Here is an 18,613-nt window from a genome sequence, read left to right on the forward strand (position 1 = left end):
CCCACCGACCACGCCGATGCGCTTTATCCGTTCCCTGCTGCTGCTGATTTATTTCGTTGTGTTCACGGTGCCGTACGCGACCGCGTGCTTCATCGCGTTTCCGTTCCTGCGCGCGGAAAACCGCTACTGGATGGCGGCCGGCTGGTGTCGTCTGACGCTGTGGACGGTGCGCTACCTGAACGGCATCCGCTACCGCATCGAAGGTTTCGAGAATCTGCCCAACGGCCCGGCCGTGCTGCTGTCGAAGCACCAGTCGGCGTGGGAAACGCTCGCGTTTCCGGCGATCATGCCGCGCCCGCTGTGCTACGTGTTCAAGCGCGAGCTCTTGTATGTGCCGTTCTTCGGCTGGGCGCTCGGCATGCTGAAGATGGTTCACATCAACCGCAAGGAAGGCAAATACGCGTTCGTATCGGTCACGAACCAGGGCAAGGCCCGCATGGCCGAAGGCGCATGGGTCATCATGTTTCCGGAAGGCACGCGCACGCCGACCGGCAAGCAGGGCAAGTACAAGACCGGCGGCGCGCGCTTCGCGATCGCGAGCGGTGCCCCCGTCGTGCCGATCGCGCACAACGCGGGCCGCGTATGGCCGCGCAACTCGTTTCTTAAATATCCGGGTATAGTCACGGTGTCGATTGGCAAGCCGATCGACACGACGGGGCTCACGCCCGACGAAGTGAACACGCGCGTCGAGCAGTGGATCGAAGCCGAGATGCGCCGCATCGATCCGACTGCCTACAGCGCGGCGGCTAACGATTCCGCCGCCGCGCCCATCTGACGCGCCACGCCCTCGAACTCCGAAGGCGTATTGCGCGAAGCGAAGCCGATGCAGAAGTCTCTTACGCCGCAGCCCGCCGCGGCGCTCGAAAACCGGCAGCTCGATCTCCCGCTCTTCGCCGAGCCGGGGTCGACGTCGTCGTCTCCTTCACCTTCCGCGCCGGGTTCATTGGGCTCAGCACCGGCCCGGCCGCCCGTCGCGCCGCTCGCGCCGGACGGCAGCAAGCTGCGCAGTCTCGCCATCGGTTCACGCACGCTGCATTACGCGCTCAAGCGTTCCGCGCGCCGCTCGATCGGCTTTGCGATCGACAGCACCGGCCTCACGATCACCGCGCCGCGCTGGGTCACGCTCGCCGATATCGAAACCGCGATCACCGAAAAACAGCGTTGGATTTTTACGAAGCTGATCGAATGGCAAACGCGCGTCGAGCAGCGTGCATTGCCGAAGATCGACTGGCAAGACGGCGCCGAAGTGCCCTACCTCGGTCAGCCGGTGCGCGTGACGCTCGGCGCGCCGCAAGGCATGCTCGCGTTCAGCGCCGAGCACGGCGCGCTGCAATTGCCGCTGCCGTTGCAAGCCGACCCGCAGCAGATCAAGGATCGCGTGCAGGGCTGGCTGCAAGGAGAAGCGAAGCGGCTGTTCGGCGAGCGTCTGGCGATCTACGCGCAGAAGCTGGGCGTCAACTATCGCGCGTATGCCTTGTCTTCGGCGGCGACGCGCTGGGGCAGTTGTTCGAGCGACGGCAAAATCCGCCTGAACTGGCGGCTCATCCACTTTCCGCTGTCGATCATCGACTACGTCGTCGCGCATGAGCTGTCGCATCTGCGCGAGATGAATCACAGTCCGCGCTTCTGGCAGACGGTCGAATCGATTTTTCCGGAATTTCGCGAGGCGCGGCAGACACTGAAGTCGCATCCGCCGGAGCTGTTGCCGACGCTTTGAGGCCGGGCGCTATCTATGCGAGAGCGCTTTCGCGGACTGCAACAGATCGTCGAGCATCACGCCGCGCCTGTCCGGGCTCGTGTCGCGACCGGTCATGAAACACAGCGCCGCAATCGGCAGTCCCGCACGGTCGCGAATCGGCGCTGCCATACAAAGCCTGAACGCATTCGAGAGTCCTTCGGTGCAGCAGTAGCCTCGTTCTTTTGCGGCCTGCACGTCGTTCAGGAATTCGTCGAATTCGATATTCACCCCGTTGTCGAGGATGAAATCTTCGGCCGGAATGAGCGCGCGAATCTCGTCGGCATTCAGGTGACCTAGCAGCAGACGTCCCGTGGCGGTCCACGGAATCGGCACTCTCACGCCGATGTCCGAACTGATGTTGAATGGCCGGGCACTGTTCTCGGATAACACGACCGTGTACTTGTTGCCTTCCAGCATGCACAGCTGCGTGGTCTCGTCGTACTTCCGTACCAATGCCAGAATGGATTGATGCGCGCGGCTAATCAGATCGTTGTGCGTTGCATAGTCGGACCCGTAGTAGTGCATCTCGCGCCCGAAGAACACGCTCCCATCCGCGGCCGTCTCGAGCCAGCCCACTTCCGCGAGAATCGCGACCAGCTCGTAAATGCTCGAACGCGGCGCGCCGGTCGCCTCGATTAATTCGCGCATGGTCAGCGGGCGTTGGGCGACGTGCAATTGCCGGAACATCGCGATGACGCGATCCACGCCTCTCGCCCGAGACGATTCGGTTACAGCCATGCGTTCACTCCGTAAAGCGTTCATCCGACCGGTTGTCTTTCAAGCGACGTGAGTTTATCGCGCGGCAGACCCGCGAAAGCGACTTGCAGGCCGCGACAGGTCAATGGTCGAGGACTCTGTGCAGAAATTGCCGCGTGCGTTCGTTCGCGGGATTGACGAAGATCTGTTCCGGATCGCCCTGCTCGGCGATGACGCCCTTGTCCATGAAGACGACGCGGTCGGCGGTCTTGCGGGCAAAGCCCATTTCATGCGTGACGACGACCATCGTCATGCCGTCACGCGCGAGCCCACGCATCACCTCGGTGACCTCGCCGACCAGCTCCGGATCCAGCGCGGACGTCGCCTCGTCGAAGAACATGATGCCGGGCTCGACCGCGAGCGCTCGCGCAATTGCCACGCGTTGCTGCTGACCGCCCGACAACTGGCTTGGATAGTGTGCCGCGCGGTCCGCGAGCCCGACACGCTCGAGTGTGTCCATGGCGCGCTTGCGCGCGTCGTCCGGACTCATGCGGCGTGCCTTGATAAGCGCGAGCGTGACATTGCCGAGCGCGGTCTTGTGAGGAAACAGATTGAACTGCTGGAAGACCATGCCGACATGGCCACGAATCTCTCGCGCTCGGCGCGGATCATGCATGGGCACATCGTTGACCCAGACCTCGCCGGAATCGGTGGTCTCCAATCCCGCCATGATTCGCAAGACCGTGCTCTTACCCGAGCCGGACGCGCCAATGAGCACCAGCACTTCGCCCGAGCGAACCTCGAGATTGATTTCGTTCAACACCCGAGTCGAACCGAATGCTTTGCTGACGCCCGTCAGTGAAATGATGGGTCTGGTTTGGCTTTGGTTACTCACGACAATCTCCTGCGGTCATGGTGGCGCACCCATTGCGAGAGCGGGAAGCACACGGCGAAGTAAATGAGTGCGACGAGTCCGTAGATTTCCACGGGCTTTCCGACCCGGTCGACGATGGCCTGGCCACCATGCATCAACTCGGACATTCCGATCATGCTGACGATCGACGTGTCCTTGATGAGCGACAGATACTGACCGACGAGAGGCGGCAACACGATCTTTCCCGTCTGAGGCAGCACGACGAACGAGAACGACTGAGCCCGCGTGAGGCCGAGGATCTGAGATACCTCCCATTGACCTTTGGGTACCGCCTCGATCCCTGAGCGGAAGATTTCGGCGATGTAGGCGCCCTGATAGACGCTCAAGCCGATGACGCCGGCTGCGAAGACGTCGATCGCGTAACCGAAGTACGACACGCCGAAATAGATGAACATCAGCGTGATGAGTACCGGCGTGCCGCGAAACAGCTCCGTATAGAGTCTGGCAAGGCGGGCTGTGCCCCACGGTCCGAACGACCGCAAGACGGCGGCGAACAGGCCGATCAGCGTGCTGCCCACGATGGACGCAATGGAAAGCAACAGCGTCGTCACCAGACCCTGCAGCAGGATTGAGAAACTGGTTTTCAGCAATTCGACTGACATGATCCAACTCCAATCCGGGAATCAGGCCCGTTTCGTCCGGCGCATAAAGCCGGTCCCGAAACCGGTGCGCGCCGGCATGACGAGGGGAGGATGAAAGATCCGCGCTCCGAGCTGGCCCGCAAGCCAGGACAGTACGTTACTGAGCACGAGATACGCGACGAGCGTCACGCTGAACGTCTGAAGGTAGAGAAGCGTCCGCGAGTTGATCACGGTCGCAGTGCCGGTCAACTCCGGCAACGCAATGGCGGACAGCAGCGACGTACCGAGCAGCAACTGGATCAGGTAGTTGACGATGGCCGGATAGACCGCGCGCGTCGCCTGCGGTAGCACGACCTCGACGAAGATCTGCGCGCGTTCGAGACCGAGAATGCCGGCGGCCTCGAGTTGGCCGCGCGGCACCGACTGTATGCCGGCGCGGAACACTTCCGACAGATAAGCACCGACGTTGACGCCGAGCGCAATGACGCCCGCCCAGTATGCGTCGAGCGAAATACCCGCCGACGGCAGACCGAAGAAAACGATGAAAATCTGCAGGAGAACAGGCGTGTTGCGGATGATTTCGACGTAGCCGCGAGCAATCAACCGAAATGGCGCGAGCGCAGAAACGCTGGCAAGCGCGGTCAACAAGCCGAGGACTAGCGCCAGTACGAATGCCAGCACGGTCACTTGCAACGTCAGCCAGCTCGCGCTCAAAAACTCGGGCACGTAGCCCCACAGAGTGAGCCACTCGTAACTCATCTCACCCTCCGCATCGTTCGGGTTTCAATAGATATCGGCATCTCCCGCTCCTCAAAACTGCGGATTGAGCGGGTAGCGCGGATCGGTGCCGAACCACTTGTTGTAGAGCTGCGCGTTGAGCTTCGACGCATTGACGTTGAAGAGGAACAGATTCAGGTAGTTGAGCCATTCCTGATCGCCGGCCTTGACACCGAACGCGTTGTATTCGAGCGGGACCAGCGCTTCGTTCGTGACGGCAAGTTCAGGATCGAGCTTGGCCTGATACGCGAGAAAGTTGTTGTCCTCGATCATCGCGTCGGCCTGCCCCTGCTTGACAGCAAGAATCGCGGCCTGCGAGCTGTCGTATTCCTGGATCTTGATCGGGATATTCAGCGAGCGCACTTCGTCGCCATTGGTCGAGCCCTTGACCGTCGCAATCGTGCGACCGCCCATGTCCTTGATCGACTGAACGCCACTATTTTTTCTGACCAGCAGTGCTTCGCTGGCAACCACGTAGGGGGTCGTGAATTCGATTACCTTCGCGCGCTCCAGATTACGCGTGAAGTTGCAGAACACGACATCCACTTTGCTGGTCTGCAGATTCGGAATCCGGTTCGCGCTCGTCGTATTCACGACCTCGAGCTTCACGCCCATCTGCTTCGCGAGTTCCTTCGCGAGGTCCACGTCATAGCCGTCTGGTTGGCCGTCCTTGTTATAGAACCCGAACGGCGCGAACGTCAGGCAGTCGCCGACGCGCAGCGTGCCTCGCTGCAGCACGGCCTGAAGCGTCGAGGGGGATGCCGCTGCGCTCTGCCCTGGCGTGGCAACCTTGGTGCAGCCGGTGATGGCGAGCAATCCAGCAACAGCGAACAGAAAGGCGGCTTGGGCGCCTCGTTTGGCAAGCTTCATGGCAGGGTCCTAAGCGGAGAAGAGTGGTCCGGAGCGGACGAATCGGCTTCAGCGCCTGTCTGCACGCTCAACGAATCGCCGGGTCACGCATCGATTGTCCGATATATCAGACTGCCATCTGACGAACCGGATTGATGCTGAGTGTTGGACACTAATATCAAACCGGCAACCGCACACAAACCCTTATTGCCCATATTTTTTTGTTCAAATACATCCGATCGAATTCCACGATGCGCATCGAGTCCGCAGTGCGCCGGGCGGGCGGCGCGGCTTCGGGCTCAAGCTATACGGCAATCATTTACAATTGCCGGAGGTCGACGCATTTATCGACAAACTATCAAAGGAGTCCTCATGCGAATCTTGCATACCATGCTTCGAGTCGGTGATCTGGACGCATCGATCCGGTTCTACACCGAAGTTCTAGGAATGCGCCTGCTTCGAAAGAACGACTACCCGGACGGGAAGTTCACCCTCGCATTCGTCGGTTACGAGGACGAATCCGAAGGCGCGGCGATCGAACTGACGTACAACTGGGACACGAGCAAGTATGACCTCGGAACCGGCTACGGTCACATCGCCCTCGAAGTCGACGACGCCTATGCGGCATGCGAAGAAGTGAAGAAACGCGGCGGTGTCGTTACACGCGAAGCTGGGCCCATGAAACACGGCACGACTGTCATCGCCTTCGTCGCCGATCCGGACGGGTACAAGATCGAGCTGATACAGAAGAAGAGGCGAGTCGACTGACGTCCGGTGGCGAGCACGAGTCGCGCTGTCAGCCAGAACGATGAAAACACAGCCCGGCTTCACGTTGCACCCGGCGAATTGACGCCGGGCGAATTCGCCCGGCAATCTTGCCTCGTGCCGACGCCATCAAAAAACACTGACTACTGACGCTCGGCGTTTTCGCCGCGCACCGGACCGACCGGCTCGCGGTGCACTCTCCACCTCTTCACCACACCGCCATGAGCACGACCACCGCCTTGCCCGCGCGCCGCGCCCCGGATAGCTTCGCGATCCTGTTGATGATCGGCCTGTGCGCAATCTGGGGGCTGCAGCAAGTCGCGATCAAGACCACCAATGCGGCGGTGCCGCCGGTCTTTCAGGCGGGACTGCGCTCGACGATCGCGGCGCTGCTCGTGTGGGCATGGGCACGCTCGCGCGGCACGCCGCTCTTTCGCGATGACGGCACGCTCGGCGCGGGCCTGCTCGCGGGCGTGCTGTTCGCGGCCGAGTTCGTCTGCATCTTTCTCGGCCTGACGCTGACGAGCGCGTCGCACATGGCGGTCTTTCTGTACACGGCGCCGTGTTTCACGGCACTCGGCCTCCACTGGTTCGTCGATGGCGAACGCATGCGGCGCATCCAGTGGCTCGGCATTGTCGTCGCGTTCGCGGGGATGGCGCTCGCGTTCGCGGACGGCTTCCTGCACACGGACGCGGGCACGGCTGCAAGCGCGGCCTACGGCTCGACGCTCGCGGGCGCGGCCGGCGATGCGCTCGGCGTGCTCGGCGGCATCGCGTGGGCCGCGACCACGGTGATCGTGCGCGGCTCGCGGCTCGCGCGGACGAGCGCGAGCAAGACGCTGTTCTATCAGCTGACTGTGTCGGCGGTGGTGCTGCTCGCGCTGGCGCTGGGGCTCGGCGAGGTGCGCGTGGAAAGCGTGACGCCGCTCGCGCTCGCGAGCCTCGCGTATCAAGCCGTGATCGTCGCGTTCGTCAGCTATCTGTTGTGGTTCTGGCTGTTGACGCGTTACATCGCGTCGAGGCTGTCGGTGTTTTCGTTTCTGACGCCGCTGTTCGGCGTCACCTTCGGCGTGCTGCTGCTCGGCGAGTCGTTCAGCACGCGCTTTCTGATCGCCGCGCTGCTGGTGCTGACCGGCATCGCGCTCGTCAACGCGCCGGCGAAACGGTAAGCGGGCTCGACGACGGCACCCTCCGCCGTCGAGCGTCGAGTCTATTCCGCCGCAGCGGCCGAGCGCGCCGCCACCGCCTGCGCCACACTCACGTATTCGGCGACCGGCACGTCCTCCGCGCGGCGTTGCAGATCGAAGCCGAGCGCGTCGAAATCGACGGTATCGCGCAGCGCGGCAAGCGTGTTGCGCAACATCTTGCGACGCTGCGAGAACGCCGCCGTCACCACCCCGCCGAGCACGCTTTCGTCGACCACCGGCAGTTCGTGCCGCTCGTACGGAATCATCCGCACGATCGCCGAATCGACCTTCGGCGGCGGCTGGAACGACTCGGGCGGCACATCGAGTTGCTTGTCGATCACGTAGCGGTACTGCAGCATCACCGACAGGCGACTGAACGCCTTCGTGCCCGGCTCCGCCACCATCCGCTCGACCACCTCGTTCTGCAGCATGAAGTGCTGATCGATCACGCGCTCCGCGAACGTCGCCAGATGAAACAGCAGCGGGCTCGAAATGTTGTACGGCAGATTGCCGACGATGCGCAGCGACGCCTTGTCGCCCGGTGCCGCGAGCGAGCCGAAGTCGAACTCGAGCGCGTCGCCCGCGTGCAGTTCGAGCAGGTTGCCGAACTTCGTCTTCAGACGGCCGATCAGATCGCGGTCGAGTTCGACCGCGTGCAGCGGCGTGTCGGGCGTCGCGAGTCGCTCGATCAGCGGCTCGGTCAGCGCGCCGAGGCCCGGCCCGATCTCGACCATGCGCTCGCCGCGCTGCGGCCGGATCACGTCGACGATCGAATCGATCACGCCCATGTCGACCAGGAAGTTCTGACCGAAACGCTTGCGCGCGAGATGGCCCTGGTGCCGGCCTTGCTGTCTGCTGGTGGACATCGGAGAAATGCTAGAAAGAAAACTGCTTGAGAATGAAAGACGTCACGGTGGAAACACGACGCCACGCGGCGCGTCACGAGCACCGCGACCGCTCACGCTACCCGCGCCTCAGCCCGCGCGACGATGCTGCGCCATCGACACCGCCGTGTCGATAGCGGCCATCAGGCTACCCGCGTCGGCGCGGCCGGTGCCGGCCAGATCGAGCGCGGTGCCGTGATCGACCGACGTGCGGATGATCGGCAGGCCGAGCGTCACGTTGATCCCTTCGCCGAACGTCGCGAATTTCAGCACCGGCAGGCCCTGGTCGTGGAACATCGCGAGCACGCAGTCGGCTTCGTCGAGATAACGCGGCTGGAACAGCGTGTCGGCCGGATACGGACCGCGCGCGTCGACGCCCTCGCCGTTCACCTGCCGCAACGCCGGCGTGATCACGTCGATTTCCTCGCGGCCCAGATAGCCGTTTTCGCCAGCGTGCGGATTGAGCCCCGTCACGAGGATGCGCGGCGCGGGCAAGCCGAAGTGATGACGCAGGTCGTGATCGATGATGCGCAGCGTCGCGACGAGGCTTTCGATCGTCAAAGCCGCCGACACGTCCTTCAACGGCAGATGCGTGGTCGCAAGCGCGACGCGCAGCGGCCGCTTGCCGGTGCCCGCAAGCATCATCACGACGCGCGGTGTATGGGTGCGCTCGGCCAGATATTCGGTGTGGCCGGTAAACGGCACACCGGCGTCGTTGATCGTGCTTTTTTGCAGCGGCGCGGTGACGATCGCGTCGAACCTGCCGGCCACCGCGCCGTCGATCGCCGCATCGAGCAGATCGAGCACATAGCGGCCGTTCGCGGCGTCGAGCTTGCCAGCCTGCGCTGGTGCGCCAAGCGAGTGATGTTCGAGCCGCACGCGCGGGCCTGGCGCGAGCAGCGCCGCCCAATCGACGCCGACCGCGCGCGCGCGCTCAGCGAGCAGTTGCGCATCACCGAGCACGGTGAACTGCGCCTGAGGCCAGTGCGGCGCCGCGCCGGCCAGCGCCTGCGCGGTCAGCTCGGGACCGACGCCGGCGGGTTCGCCGGTCGTGATCGCGATCTGCAGCGGGCGGTGGGTGGGCTGGGCAGCGCTCGTCATCGCATTGGCTCTGTTATTGCACGTTCGCCGTGGCCGGCTTCACTTCGACGTACGCGGTATCGCGCAGCTCGCGCAGCCAGTCGGCATACGCCTGTTCCGCCTTGCGCTGGCCGATGGCCTGACGCGCGAGATCCATCTGCTGCGCAATCGAGCCTTGCGCATCGCGGCGGCCGAGCACCTGAATCAGGTGGTAGCCGTATTCGCTGCGCACCGGTTCGCTGATCTGACCGTCCTGCAGCGAGTTCATTGCGCGCTCGAACTCGGGCACCGTCTCGCCCGGGCTGACCCAGCCGAGGTCACCGCCTTGCGACGCCGAGCCGTCCTGCGAGTAGGTGCGCGCGAACTTCGCGAAGTCGCCGCCGGCGGCGATCTGGTTGCGGATGTCGAGCAGTTTCTGGCGTGCCTGCGGTTCGGACTGACCGTCGCCGACGCGCAGCAGAATATGGCGCACGTGCGTCTGCACGAGCTTCGGCGCGTCCGCGCTGGTGCCCTGGCCGGCACGGCGCTCGACCAGACGCACGATCTCGAAGCCGTCGTTGGTGCGGATCAGATCCGGATTGATCTCGCCCGGACGCAGTGCCGACGCGGCCTTCACGAACTCGGGCGGCAGCTTCGACGGCGCGAGGAAGCCGAGATCGCCGCCGTTCTTCGACGCGTCCGGCGCCTGCGAATTGGCTTTCGCGAGCTTTTCGAAATTCGCGCCGCCCTTCGCTTCGGCGAGCAGAGCCGCGGCCTTCTTCTGCGCCGCCTCGATGTCGGTCTCCGAGGCGTTGAGCGGCGCCTTCACGAAAATGTGCTGGACGTGCAGGTCGTTCGTCTGGCCGGCGCCCGGGCCGCGCTGGCTGGCGATATAGTTCGCGACCTCGGCGTCCGTCACCGTGATCTTGCTGTCCACTTCCTTCTCGCGCAGACGCGACAGCGTCAGCTCCGTGCGCGCGTCGCTCGTGAAAGTGGTCCAGGGCACGCCTTGCGCCTCGATGCGCGCGCGGTACATGGCGAGCGACATGTTGTTCGCCTGCGCGAGACGCTCGAGCGTGCGCTGCACGGCCGCGTCGTCGATGGTGATGCCGTCTTCCTTGGCCTTCTGCAGCTGGATGCGCTCGAGCACCATCTGCGTGAGCACCTGCTGGCGCAACTGGTCCGTCGGCGGCACCGGAGCGTTCTGCTGGTTCAGCCGGTGCGCGATCAGACCGACCCGCTCGTCGAGCTCGCGCTGCGTGATGACACCGTTGTTGACCACTGCGGCGATGGTGTCCACCGTCTGGCCGCTATTGCCGGCCAATGCCTGCGCCTGTACCGACGCGACTGGAAGGAAGGACGCCGCGGCGACGAGACCCGCCGCGAGTATTGCCAAGCGAAGCTGTTTCATGATTGCCACAGATACTCCAATGATGTCGGGCGCTTCGCCCGTCTTTTCGCAAGCCGTGAATGACCGGGCGAGCGTCATTCGTAGTTGGTGAACCGCGACTCCGGCGGTGGCGGTGGCGGCAACGGCATGTAGCCGGCCACACTGCTGCGGAACGCGGTCATCAGCCCGTTGTCGACGCTCGACAAGCCCTTGAACGTCAACTGCGCCAGAAACCGTGTGCTCGACTGATTCTGTCCCGACGAGTTCAGGCCGTTCGCGTAGCGCTGGATGCCGGCGCCGAGCGTCCAGCAGTCCGCGTCGTATTGCAGGCCGACCAGGCCGTCGACGACACGGTGGCCACCCAGATCGTAGTTGAACCGGCCGACACCGTACATCCGGTGCGTCAGCGGCCATTGGCCCGAAATCAGCACCTGATTGATCGGCTGGTTGTCGAGCGTGGTGTTGGCGCGCGTGTAGCGGTACGCGACGTTGACGACCTTGCCGCTCGCCGGACTGAACCCGAAGCCGACACTCGTCTTCGTGAGCTGGTTATTGTCCGCATTATATTGGAACGCCGTTTCCGAAGCGAAACCGGCGCCCAGCTTGATCGACGCTCCCGCGATCAGGTCCGAGTGCGTGGCCTGGGTACTGGTCTGGGTCGGCGTCAGCGTAACGCGCTGATCCCGGAAGTAATACTGCTGCGCGATCACGAAGCGCGCGCGCTCGTCGCCGGTGGACGGGTTGATGAAGCGCGTGGTGAGACCGGCGGTCAGGCGGTTCGCATCGGCGATCCGGTCGTTACCGACGAACGTATTCGGCGTGAAGATTTCCGCGAGACCGAAGTCGGATTCGGCGGTATCGAACAGCGGCGCGTTGTTCTGATTGCGGTACGGCGTGTACACGTAGTACAGGCGCGGCTCCAGCGTCTGGATATAGTCCGCGCCGAAAATGCGCACCGAGCGCTCGAACGTCAGTCCCGTGTCGAACGTGAAGGTCGGAATCGACTCGGTGAAATTCTTCTGCGCCCCCGGCACGTTCGCCAGATCGGTGCCGATGTTGTTCAGGTTGTACGACGCAAAGTGCCACTGCACCTTCGGCGTGACGAAGTAGCCCGGCCCCACCACCGAATACGACAGGTACGGGTTGAACAGCACCCGCTGGCCTTCGCTCAGATCCGCGGTGGTGATGCGGAAGTTCGTGTAGTCGGCTTCGGCACCGAAATCGAAGCCGCCGATGTTGTACTTCGCGTACTTGACGTTCAACTGCGGCTGGCGGCCGTACGGCGCGACCGACGGCTCCAGCGTCTGCCAGTGCTGCTCGCGCGCGAGCACGGACCACGGTCCGTTGTTGTAGGTCAACCCGGCTTCCTGCTGATACAGGAGCTGGGTGCCGTTCATGAACTGGTTGACCGACGACGACAGGTCTTCCGGATAGGTGTTGTCCGAAACCTTGTTGTAATAGATGTAGCCGCCGAAGCCGTTACCGAAATTCTGGTTGTGCTGGATGTACAGCGCGTAGCGGTTGGTCTTCGTCAGGCGATCGTCGGGCAGAAATTCACCGGTGATCGACCCGGAATACGTCGGCGACAGATAGCGGAACGTGCTCTGCAACTGCACACCGCGCTTCGAGATCAGACGCGGCGTGACCGTCAGATCGCGATTCGGCGCGATGTTGAAGTAATACGGCACCGACAGCTCGAAACCGTTCGTCGAGCTCAGCGAGAACGTGGGCGGCAACAGGCCGCTGCGCCGATCGCCCGACAGCGGGAACGACAGCCATGGCGACGCGAACACCGGCACGCCCTGGAAGAACAGCACGCTGTTGTAGGCGACGCCTTCGTCGGCGCCGGTGTCGAAATCGAACTCGCTGCCCTTGATGTACCAAGCCGGATTGTCCGTGCACGCGCAGGCCGTGTAGGTGCCCTTCGTGAACACGGAGCGCTCGGCGTCGAGCAGGTCGACGCGCTGCGCGCTGCCCGAGCCGCCCGTCAGCGTGAAGTGGTACTTCGGCGCGGTCATGAAGCCTTCGGTCGAATCGACGCGCAGATGCGCTTCGGGTCCGATGAAGGTATTGCCGGTATTGATCACGTGGACATTGCCGTACGCATCGGCCATGTCCGTGTCCTGATCGTAGTGCAGGGCGTCGGCCTTGATCACGGACGTGTTGTGCCGCACTTCCGCCGAGCCCTTGGCGGCCAGATCCTGGTCGATCGTGCCGCTCGCGTGGTCGCCGAGCACGAAGGTGGCCGGCCGCTGGCCCGTTTGCAACGGATGATCCTCGAGCTGCGGCGCAAGCTGCATGCCCCACGGCGGGTAGACCGCCTGCGGTTGCGCAGCTTCCCCCACCAGCTGGGCGTGCGCAAGCGCGGGCATAAGGCCCGGAACGGCGATCAGCGCCGCGACGAGCCGCCTTTTGCGCGGCACTACTGCACAGGAAGGAGTGGTATCGGAAAGCTGTCTGGGCGGCATGTATCGTTTGGCGAGTCGACCCGTGCGCAAGCTTCCGTCGTCACGATCCACCGCCTGCACACCGCGACCGGAAGAGTCGGCTGCACGTCTGGATTCCCAATTTGCCGAGTAATAAGGCGGGCGGTGAAACGGAGCACGCGAAAGCTGGCGTGTGAGTCGCGTCAAAAAAGTCGTGGGGTATTATATGGCAAGACGTTGCCCCCAAGAATTTGCCGCCGCTTTTCATGACGCTGCCTTCCACCCAAGATTTCACCGACACCCGTCTCTCCCTGCTCAAGGCCTGGCTGCGAAGCCACGCGGCGCGCCATGCGCTCGAGCCCGACACCCTCGTTCCGGCCTCGTCCGACGCCAGTTTCCGCCGTTATTTCCGGCTCGCCGGTAAGGCGGCGCAAGGCAATGGCGCGGCCACGCTGATCGCCGTCGACGCGCCGCCGCCCGAAAAATGCCGCGAATTCGCACAGATCGCGCAATTGCTCGCCGCCGCCGGCGTGCACGTGCCGCGCGTGCTCGAGGTCGACTTCGACGCGGGCTTCATGCTCGTCACCGATCTCGGCACCGCGTCGTATCTGGGCGCGCTGACCGACGCGCAGGCCGCGGGCGACACGCGCGCGGCTCGCGCGCTGATGCGCGACGCGCTCGACGCGCTGATCCGCTGGCAGCTCAGCTCGCGCGAAGACGTGCTGCCGCCCTTCGACGAAGCGTTCCTGCACCGCGAGATGGAACTGATGCCCGAGTGGTTCATCGGCCGGCACCTTGGCCGCGAGGTCGATGCCGCCACGCGCGCGCTGCTCGATCGCACGTTCGCGCTGCTGATCGCGAGCGCGCGCGCGCAGCCGCAAAGCTTCATGCTGCGCGATTTCATGCCGCGCAATCTGATGATCGCCGAGCCGAATCCAGGCGTGCTCGACTTCCAGGACGCGGTGTACGGGCCGATCACGTACGACGTCGTGTCGCTGCTGCGCGACGCGTTCCTCAGCTGGGACGAGGAGTTCGAGCTCGACTGCTTCGCGTACTACTGGGAGCGCGCCAAAAAGGCCGGCCTGCCGGTCGATGCCGATTTCGGCGAGTTCTACCGCCAGCTCGAATGGATGGGGCTGCAGCGGCACATCAAGGTGCTCGGCCTGTTCTGCCGCATCAACTACCGCGACGGCAAGGCGCATTACATGAACGACCTGCCGCGCTTCATCGGCTATGGGCGCAAGGTGGCGGAGCGTTACGCGCCGCTGCGCGGGTTCGCGAAACTGCTCGACGACCTCGACGGCCGCGCGCAGGAAATCGGCTACACCTTCTGACCGATGACGATGTCCGTAAAGAAAGCGATGATTTTCGCCGCGGGCCGCGGCGAGCGCATGCGTCCGTTGACCGACGCGTGCCCGAAGCCCTTGCTCGAAGTGGGCGGCAAGCCGCTGATCGTATGGCAGATCGAACGGCTCGCGCGGGCCGGCATCCGTAGCATCGTGATCAATCATGCGTGGCTCGGCGCGCAGCTCGAAGCCGCGCTCGGCGACGGTTCGCGCTGGCAGGTCGAGCTGCGCTATTCGCCCGAGCACGAGGCGCTGGAGACCGCGGGCGGCATCGCGCAGGCGCTGCCGCTACTGACCGACGAGGGCGCGGATCAGGTGTTCGTCGCGGTGGCCGGAGACGTGTACACCGAGTACGACTACGCCGCGCTGCACGCGCACGCCGGCCGGCTGAAGGCGCTGCCCGAGCCCGGCATGCATCTGGTGATGGTGCCGAACCCGGCGTTTCACCCGAACGGCGACTTTGGTCTCGTCGACGGCGTGCTGTCGCTCGACGCGCAGCCGCGCCTCACGTTCGGCAGTTTCGGTCTGTACGACACGCGCATGTTCCGCGATCTGCCGCGCGGCACGCGGCGCGCGCTGAGCCCGTATTACCGCGCGACCATCGCGCGTGGGCTCGCGAGCGGCGAGCTGTACGAAGGCTTGTGGGAGAACATCGGCACCCAGGTGCAGCTGGAAGCGCTCGATCGGCTGCTGCGCGCGCGCTGAGCTTTACTTCGCCGGGCTCTCACCTGCCCCGACTGCTTCCGCTCTTTCCACCGCATCCGTGGTGTGCGCGGCGCGCTGCTGCAGCGCCCACATCTGCGCGAACAAGCCGTTCGCGCGCAACAGCTCCGCGTGCGTGCCGCGCTCGACGATGCGCCCTTTGTCCATCACGATGATCTGCTGCGCGTGCACGACCGTCGACAGCCGGTGCGCGATGATCAGCGTCGTACGTTCGCGCGCGATCAGGTCGAGCTCATGCTGGATCGCGCGCTCGGAGCGTGAATCGAGCGCGGACGTCGCTTCGTCGAACAACAGGATCGGCGGATTCTTGAGTATGGTCCGCGCGATCGCGACGCGCTGCTTTTCGCCGCCGGACAGCTTGAGCCCGCGCTCGCCGACCGGCGTGTCGTAGCCCTTCGGCAGACTCTCGATGAACTCGTGGATATGCGCGGCGCGCGCCGCCGCGATCACTTCGTCGCGCGTCGCCGACGGCCGACCGTACGCGATGTTGTAGTAGATCGAGTCGTTGAACAGCACCGTGTCCTGCGGCACGATGCCGATCGACGCGCGCAGCGAATCCTGCGTGACGTCGCGAATATCCTGCCCGTCGATGCGGATCGCGCCGCCCGTCGCGCGGTCGAGATCGTAGAAGCGGAACAGCAGCCGCGCGAGCGTCGACTTGCCCGAGCCGCTGTGGCCGACCACCGCCGTCGTCGTGCCGGCCGCGATCGTGAAGCTCACGCCGTGCAGAATCTGCCGCGAAGGCTCGTACGCGAAGCTCACGTCGTCGAAGCGCACCTGCGCGCCGCTCACTTGCAAAGCCACCGCATTGGGCGCGTCGGGTACTTCCCGCGGTGCGCCGAGCAGCGAGAACATGCGGTCCATGTCGGTCAGGCTCTGCTTCAGCTCGCGATAGACCACGCCGAGAAAATTCAACGGAATATACAGCTGCAGCATGAACGTGTTGATCAGCACCAGGTCGCCGAGCGTCAGACGCCCGGCCATCACGCCCTGGGTCGCGCGCCACAGGATGAACACGAGCCCCGTGCCGATGATCGCCTGCTGCCCGAAGTTCAGCGCCGACAGCGAACGCTGCGACTTGATCGCCGCCGCGCGATAGCGCTTCAGGTTCTCGTCGTAGCGGCTCGCTTCCCACTCCTCGTTGCCGAAGTACTTGACGGTCTCGTAGTTGAGCAGCGAGTCGATCGCGCGCGAATTCGCCTTCGAATCGAGCTCGTTCATCGTGCGGCGAAAGTGCGTGCGCCACTCGGTGACCTTCACCGTGAACGCGATGTACACCGCGAGCGCGACGAACGTGACGATCGCGTAATAGGCCTCGTATTTGACGACGAAAAAGCCGAGCACGAGACCGACTTCGACGAGGGTCGGCAGGATGCTGTACAGCGAATAGGAAATCAGCTGCGTGATGCCGCGCGTGCCGCGTTCGATATCGCGCGACATGCCGCCCGTCTGCCGCTCCAGATGAAAGCGCAGCGACAGTCCGTGCAGATGGCGGAATACTTTCAGCGCGAGTTGGCGCACCGCGCTTTCCGTGACTTTCGAAAACAGGATTTCGCGCAGCTCGGTGAAAAACGAAGTGGACAGCCGCGCCACCGCATACGCGACCACCAGCAAGCCGACGCCGCCGAGCAGCACGATGCCGGGCGCGTCCTGCGCGCGGCCGAGCGCGGTCAGATGCCGGACCGACGCGAGACTGTCGACGATGCGCTTCATCACGATCGGCACGCCGAGGTTCGCGACCTTCGCGCCGATCAGGCAGCTGAGCGCGAAGCCGACTCGCCATTTGTAGGTGGCAAGGTATGGCAGCAGCGACAGGATCGTTTGCCAGTCGTTGCGGGGTGCGGTGGAAATCGGCGAGGGTTCGGACGAAGGAGCGCGGCGCATAAATCGTGGGGAGAGTGTGGAGCTGCCGGAGTTCGCAGCGGCGCGCGGCTCGCGCGCTTCGCTGGGTGCTTTCCCGTACAATTCCTGATCTTTCTATTGTCGCAGAAGCCGACTGGCGGCGCTTTGCATGGCCTACTGTCGAACTGGCCCAGCCATTGCGTCAATGCGCGTCAATACACTCGAACACGTTTCCCAAGGATGTCCCGATGACCGATCTTCTTCAACTTCCGTCCAAGCCGTGCGCGCTGCGCGTCATGCCGCAGCCGTCGGACGCGAACATTCATGGCGACGTGTTCGGCGGCTGGATCATGGCGCAGGTCGACATCGCCGGCTCGATTCCGGCAAGCCGTCGCGCGAATGGGCGGGTCGCGACGATCGCGGTTAATTCTTTCCTGTTCAAGCAACCGGTGTTCGTCGGCGATCTGCTGAGCTTTTACGCGGATATCGTGAAGACCGGCAATACGTCGGTGACAGTGTCGGTCGAGGTCTACGCGCAGCGGTTGAGGCTCTCGCAGGAAGTCGTCAAGGTCACGGAAGCGATCCTCACCTACGTCGCCACCGACAGCGACCGCCGTCCGCGCGTGCTGCCCGCGCTGGACTGAGCCGGCGAGGATGCTTAAGCTAGCGATTCCACGCGTCACGCGCCGCGCCGCCCGCTAGCCGTTCCAGCGATCAGCGCACGAGGCCCGGGACGCCCCATAGTCGCTCTTCTCATGGAAACGAGATGAAACTGATCGGTATGCTCGACTCGCCCTACGTGCGGCGCGTCGCCATCTGCATGAAGCTGCTCGCGCTCGACTTCGAACACGAGTCGATTTCGGTTTTCCGCACCTACGACCAGTTCGCGAAGATCAACCCGGTCGTCAAGGCGCCGACGCTCGTCGCCGACAACGGCGCGATCCTGATGGACTCGACGGTGATCCTGCAGTATCTGGCAACGCTCGCCGGCCCCACCCCGCTGTTCCCGACGCAAGCCGACGCGGCGTTGCGCGCCGCGCGTCTGACGGGCCTCGCGCTCGCCGCGTGCGAAAAGAGCGTGCAGATCGTCTACGAGCGCAATCTGCGGCCTCAGGAGAAGCAGCATGAACCGTGGGTCGAGCGCGTGCGCGCGCAACTGCTCGCCGCCTATGCCGAACTCGAACGCGAGTTGGGCGAAGGGCCGCTGCCCGACACGCAGCAGCAGTTCAGCGCGGCGGAGGTGGCCGTCGCCGTAGCCTGGCAGTTCACGCACATGATGCTGCCGGAGGCGCTCAGCAAGGCCGATCATCCGCGGCTCGAGAAGTTTTCCGCGTTCGCGGAAAGCCTGCCGGTGTTCAAGGACACGCCGGCTCAGTGAGCAGCGTTGGACGCGGCACGCGGCGGCACGCGGCGACA

Annotated in this window: 18 protein-coding genes; 8 read left to right on the forward strand and 10 right to left on the reverse strand. The window is 64.1% G+C overall.

Translation table 11 applies throughout. The features are described from left to right. The first annotated feature begins 16 nt into the window (after window positions 1–16). Window positions 17–775 carry a lysophospholipid acyltransferase family protein gene (locus OKW39_RS09145; protein WP_090803045.1) on the forward strand — a complete coding sequence of 253 codons (759 nt, stop codon included), beginning with the start codon at window positions 17–19 and terminating at the stop codon, window positions 773–775. A gap of 48 nt (window positions 776–823) precedes the next feature. Next, window positions 824–1,717, forward strand: a complete 894-nt coding sequence (locus OKW39_RS09150) for a M48 family metallopeptidase (protein WP_429562472.1) — start codon at window positions 824–826, stop codon at window positions 1,715–1,717. A 9-nt stretch (window positions 1,718–1,726) separates the two neighbouring features. Here OKW39_RS09150 and OKW39_RS09155 read toward each other — a convergent pair whose 3' ends face one another. From OKW39_RS09155 to OKW39_RS09175, 5 genes are all read right to left on the reverse strand, one after another. Next, window positions 1,727–2,476, reverse strand: a complete 750-nt coding sequence (locus tag OKW39_RS09155; protein WP_184067183.1) for an IclR family transcriptional regulator — start codon at window positions 2,474–2,476, stop codon at window positions 1,727–1,729. Window positions 2,477–2,576: 100 nt separating this feature from the next. Beyond that, complete coding sequence (locus tag OKW39_RS09160) at window positions 2,577–3,329, reverse strand: amino acid ABC transporter ATP-binding protein (protein WP_429362371.1); 753 nt, start codon at window positions 3,327–3,329, stop codon at window positions 2,577–2,579. Next, window positions 3,326–3,970, reverse strand: a complete 645-nt coding sequence (locus tag OKW39_RS09165) for an amino acid ABC transporter permease (RefSeq protein WP_090803040.1) — start codon at window positions 3,968–3,970, stop codon at window positions 3,326–3,328. The genes OKW39_RS09160 and OKW39_RS09165 overlap by 4 nt, the downstream gene beginning before the upstream one ends. Window positions 3,971–3,991: 21 nt before the next feature. Next, complete coding sequence (locus tag OKW39_RS09170) at window positions 3,992–4,708, reverse strand: amino acid ABC transporter permease (protein WP_090803038.1); 717 nt, start codon at window positions 4,706–4,708, stop codon at window positions 3,992–3,994. A 51-nt stretch (window positions 4,709–4,759) separates the two neighbouring features. After that, complete coding sequence (locus OKW39_RS09175; RefSeq protein WP_184034601.1) at window positions 4,760–5,596, reverse strand: transporter substrate-binding domain-containing protein; 837 nt, start codon at window positions 5,594–5,596, stop codon at window positions 4,760–4,762. A 351-nt stretch (window positions 5,597–5,947) separates the two neighbouring features. Between OKW39_RS09175 and gloA the strand changes: the two genes are divergently transcribed. Both gloA and OKW39_RS09185 read left to right on the forward strand, forming a co-directional pair. Next, the gene (gene gloA, locus OKW39_RS09180) at window positions 5,948–6,343 is read left to right on the forward strand and encodes a lactoylglutathione lyase (RefSeq protein WP_429335745.1); all 396 of its coding nucleotides are present in this window, start codon (window positions 5,948–5,950) and stop codon (window positions 6,341–6,343) included. A gap of 218 nt (window positions 6,344–6,561) precedes the next feature. After that, window positions 6,562–7,509: a DMT family transporter gene (locus tag OKW39_RS09185; RefSeq protein ID WP_429562473.1), complete on the forward strand. Its 948-nt coding sequence runs from the start codon at window positions 6,562–6,564 to the stop codon at window positions 7,507–7,509. A gap of 41 nt (window positions 7,510–7,550) precedes the next feature. On the opposite strand, the gene rsmA is transcribed toward OKW39_RS09185, so the two are convergent. The 4 genes from rsmA to OKW39_RS09205 form a co-directional block, all read right to left on the reverse strand. Continuing rightward, window positions 7,551–8,393, reverse strand: a complete 843-nt coding sequence (rsmA, locus tag OKW39_RS09190) for a 16S rRNA (adenine(1518)-N(6)/adenine(1519)-N(6))-dimethyltransferase RsmA (protein ID WP_090803032.1) — start codon at window positions 8,391–8,393, stop codon at window positions 7,551–7,553. A gap of 108 nt (window positions 8,394–8,501) precedes the next feature. Next, window positions 8,502–9,512: a 4-hydroxythreonine-4-phosphate dehydrogenase PdxA gene (pdxA, locus tag OKW39_RS09195; RefSeq protein WP_429562474.1), complete on the reverse strand. Its 1,011-nt coding sequence runs from the start codon at window positions 9,510–9,512 to the stop codon at window positions 8,502–8,504. 13 nt (window positions 9,513–9,525) lie between these two features. Continuing rightward, window positions 9,526–10,890, reverse strand: coding sequence for a peptidylprolyl isomerase (locus tag OKW39_RS09200; RefSeq protein ID WP_429562475.1), 1,365 nt, complete (start codon window positions 10,888–10,890; stop codon window positions 9,526–9,528). Window positions 10,891–10,955: 65 nt separating this feature from the next. Further along, on the reverse strand, window positions 10,956–13,328 hold the full coding sequence (locus tag OKW39_RS09205) for an LPS-assembly protein LptD (protein WP_090805589.1): 2,373 nt from the start codon (window positions 13,326–13,328) through the stop codon (window positions 10,956–10,958). Between the two features lie 224 nt (window positions 13,329–13,552). Between OKW39_RS09205 and OKW39_RS09210 the strand changes: the two genes are divergently transcribed. Both OKW39_RS09210 and murU read left to right on the forward strand, forming a co-directional pair. Then, window positions 13,553–14,620 (forward strand): aminoglycoside phosphotransferase family protein, encoded by a 1,068-nt coding sequence (locus OKW39_RS09210; RefSeq protein WP_429562476.1) that lies wholly within the window; start codon window positions 13,553–13,555, stop codon window positions 14,618–14,620. 3 nt (window positions 14,621–14,623) lie between these two features. Then, a complete protein-coding gene (gene murU, locus OKW39_RS09215) occupies window positions 14,624–15,337 on the forward strand; it encodes an N-acetylmuramate alpha-1-phosphate uridylyltransferase MurU (RefSeq protein WP_429562477.1) in 714 nt (237 codons plus the stop codon). A 3-nt stretch (window positions 15,338–15,340) separates the two neighbouring features. On the opposite strand, the gene OKW39_RS09220 is transcribed toward murU, so the two are convergent. Next, on the reverse strand, window positions 15,341–17,239 hold the full coding sequence (locus tag OKW39_RS09220) for an ABCB family ABC transporter ATP-binding protein/permease (protein ID WP_429335740.1): 1,899 nt from the start codon (window positions 17,237–17,239) through the stop codon (window positions 15,341–15,343). Between the two features lie 206 nt (window positions 17,240–17,445). Here OKW39_RS09220 and OKW39_RS09225 point away from each other — a divergent pair, with 206 nt between their 5' ends. Both OKW39_RS09225 and OKW39_RS09230 read left to right on the forward strand, forming a co-directional pair. Further along, window positions 17,446–17,841, forward strand: coding sequence for an acyl-CoA thioesterase (locus OKW39_RS09225; protein WP_429335739.1), 396 nt, complete (start codon window positions 17,446–17,448; stop codon window positions 17,839–17,841). A gap of 122 nt (window positions 17,842–17,963) precedes the next feature. Further along, on the forward strand, window positions 17,964–18,575 hold the full coding sequence (locus tag OKW39_RS09230) for a glutathione S-transferase family protein (RefSeq protein WP_429562478.1): 612 nt from the start codon (window positions 17,964–17,966) through the stop codon (window positions 18,573–18,575). Window positions 18,576–18,613 lie beyond the last annotated feature (38 nt).

This window comes from Paraburkholderia sp. MM6662-R1, assembly GCF_050436245.1.
In the GTDB taxonomy this organism is placed as follows: Bacteria; Pseudomonadota; Gammaproteobacteria; order Burkholderiales; family Burkholderiaceae; genus Paraburkholderia; species Paraburkholderia tuberum.

Bases quoted from the DNA above. Each gene is read 5' to 3' on its own strand.
- OKW39_RS09145 (WP_090803045.1), top strand. From the start codon at position 17: ATGCGCTTTATCCGTTCCCTGCTGCTGCTGATTTATTTCGTTGTGTTC.
- OKW39_RS09150 (WP_429562472.1), top strand. From the start codon at position 824: ATGCAGAAGTCTCTTACGCCGCAGCCCGCCGCGGCGCTCGAAAACCGG.
- OKW39_RS09155 (WP_184067183.1), bottom strand. From the start codon at position 2,476: ATGGCTGTAACCGAATCGTCTCGGGCGAGAGGCGTGGATCGCGTCATC.
- OKW39_RS09165 (WP_090803040.1), bottom strand. From the start codon at position 3,970: ATGTCAGTCGAATTGCTGAAAACCAGTTTCTCAATCCTGCTGCAGGGT.
- OKW39_RS09170 (WP_090803038.1), bottom strand. From the start codon at position 4,708: ATGAGTTACGAGTGGCTCACTCTGTGGGGCTACGTGCCCGAGTTTTTG.
- OKW39_RS09175 (WP_184034601.1), bottom strand. From the start codon at position 5,596: ATGAAGCTTGCCAAACGAGGCGCCCAAGCCGCCTTTCTGTTCGCTGTT.
- gloA (WP_429335745.1), top strand. From the start codon at position 5,948: ATGCGAATCTTGCATACCATGCTTCGAGTCGGTGATCTGGACGCATCG.
- OKW39_RS09185 (WP_429562473.1), top strand. From the start codon at position 6,562: ATGAGCACGACCACCGCCTTGCCCGCGCGCCGCGCCCCGGATAGCTTC.
- rsmA (WP_090803032.1), bottom strand. From the start codon at position 8,393: ATGTCCACCAGCAGACAGCAAGGCCGGCACCAGGGCCATCTCGCGCGC.
- pdxA (WP_429562474.1), bottom strand. From the start codon at position 9,512: ATGACGAGCGCTGCCCAGCCCACCCACCGCCCGCTGCAGATCGCGATC.
- OKW39_RS09205 (WP_090805589.1), bottom strand. From the start codon at position 13,328: ATGCCGCCCAGACAGCTTTCCGATACCACTCCTTCCTGTGCAGTAGTG.
- OKW39_RS09210 (WP_429562476.1), top strand. From the start codon at position 13,553: ATGACGCTGCCTTCCACCCAAGATTTCACCGACACCCGTCTCTCCCTG.
- murU (WP_429562477.1), top strand. From the start codon at position 14,624: ATGACGATGTCCGTAAAGAAAGCGATGATTTTCGCCGCGGGCCGCGGC.
- OKW39_RS09220 (WP_429335740.1), bottom strand. From the start codon at position 17,239: ATGCGCCGCGCTCCTTCGTCCGAACCCTCGCCGATTTCCACCGCACCC.
- OKW39_RS09225 (WP_429335739.1), top strand. From the start codon at position 17,446: ATGACCGATCTTCTTCAACTTCCGTCCAAGCCGTGCGCGCTGCGCGTC.
- OKW39_RS09230 (WP_429562478.1), top strand. From the start codon at position 17,964: ATGAAACTGATCGGTATGCTCGACTCGCCCTACGTGCGGCGCGTCGCC.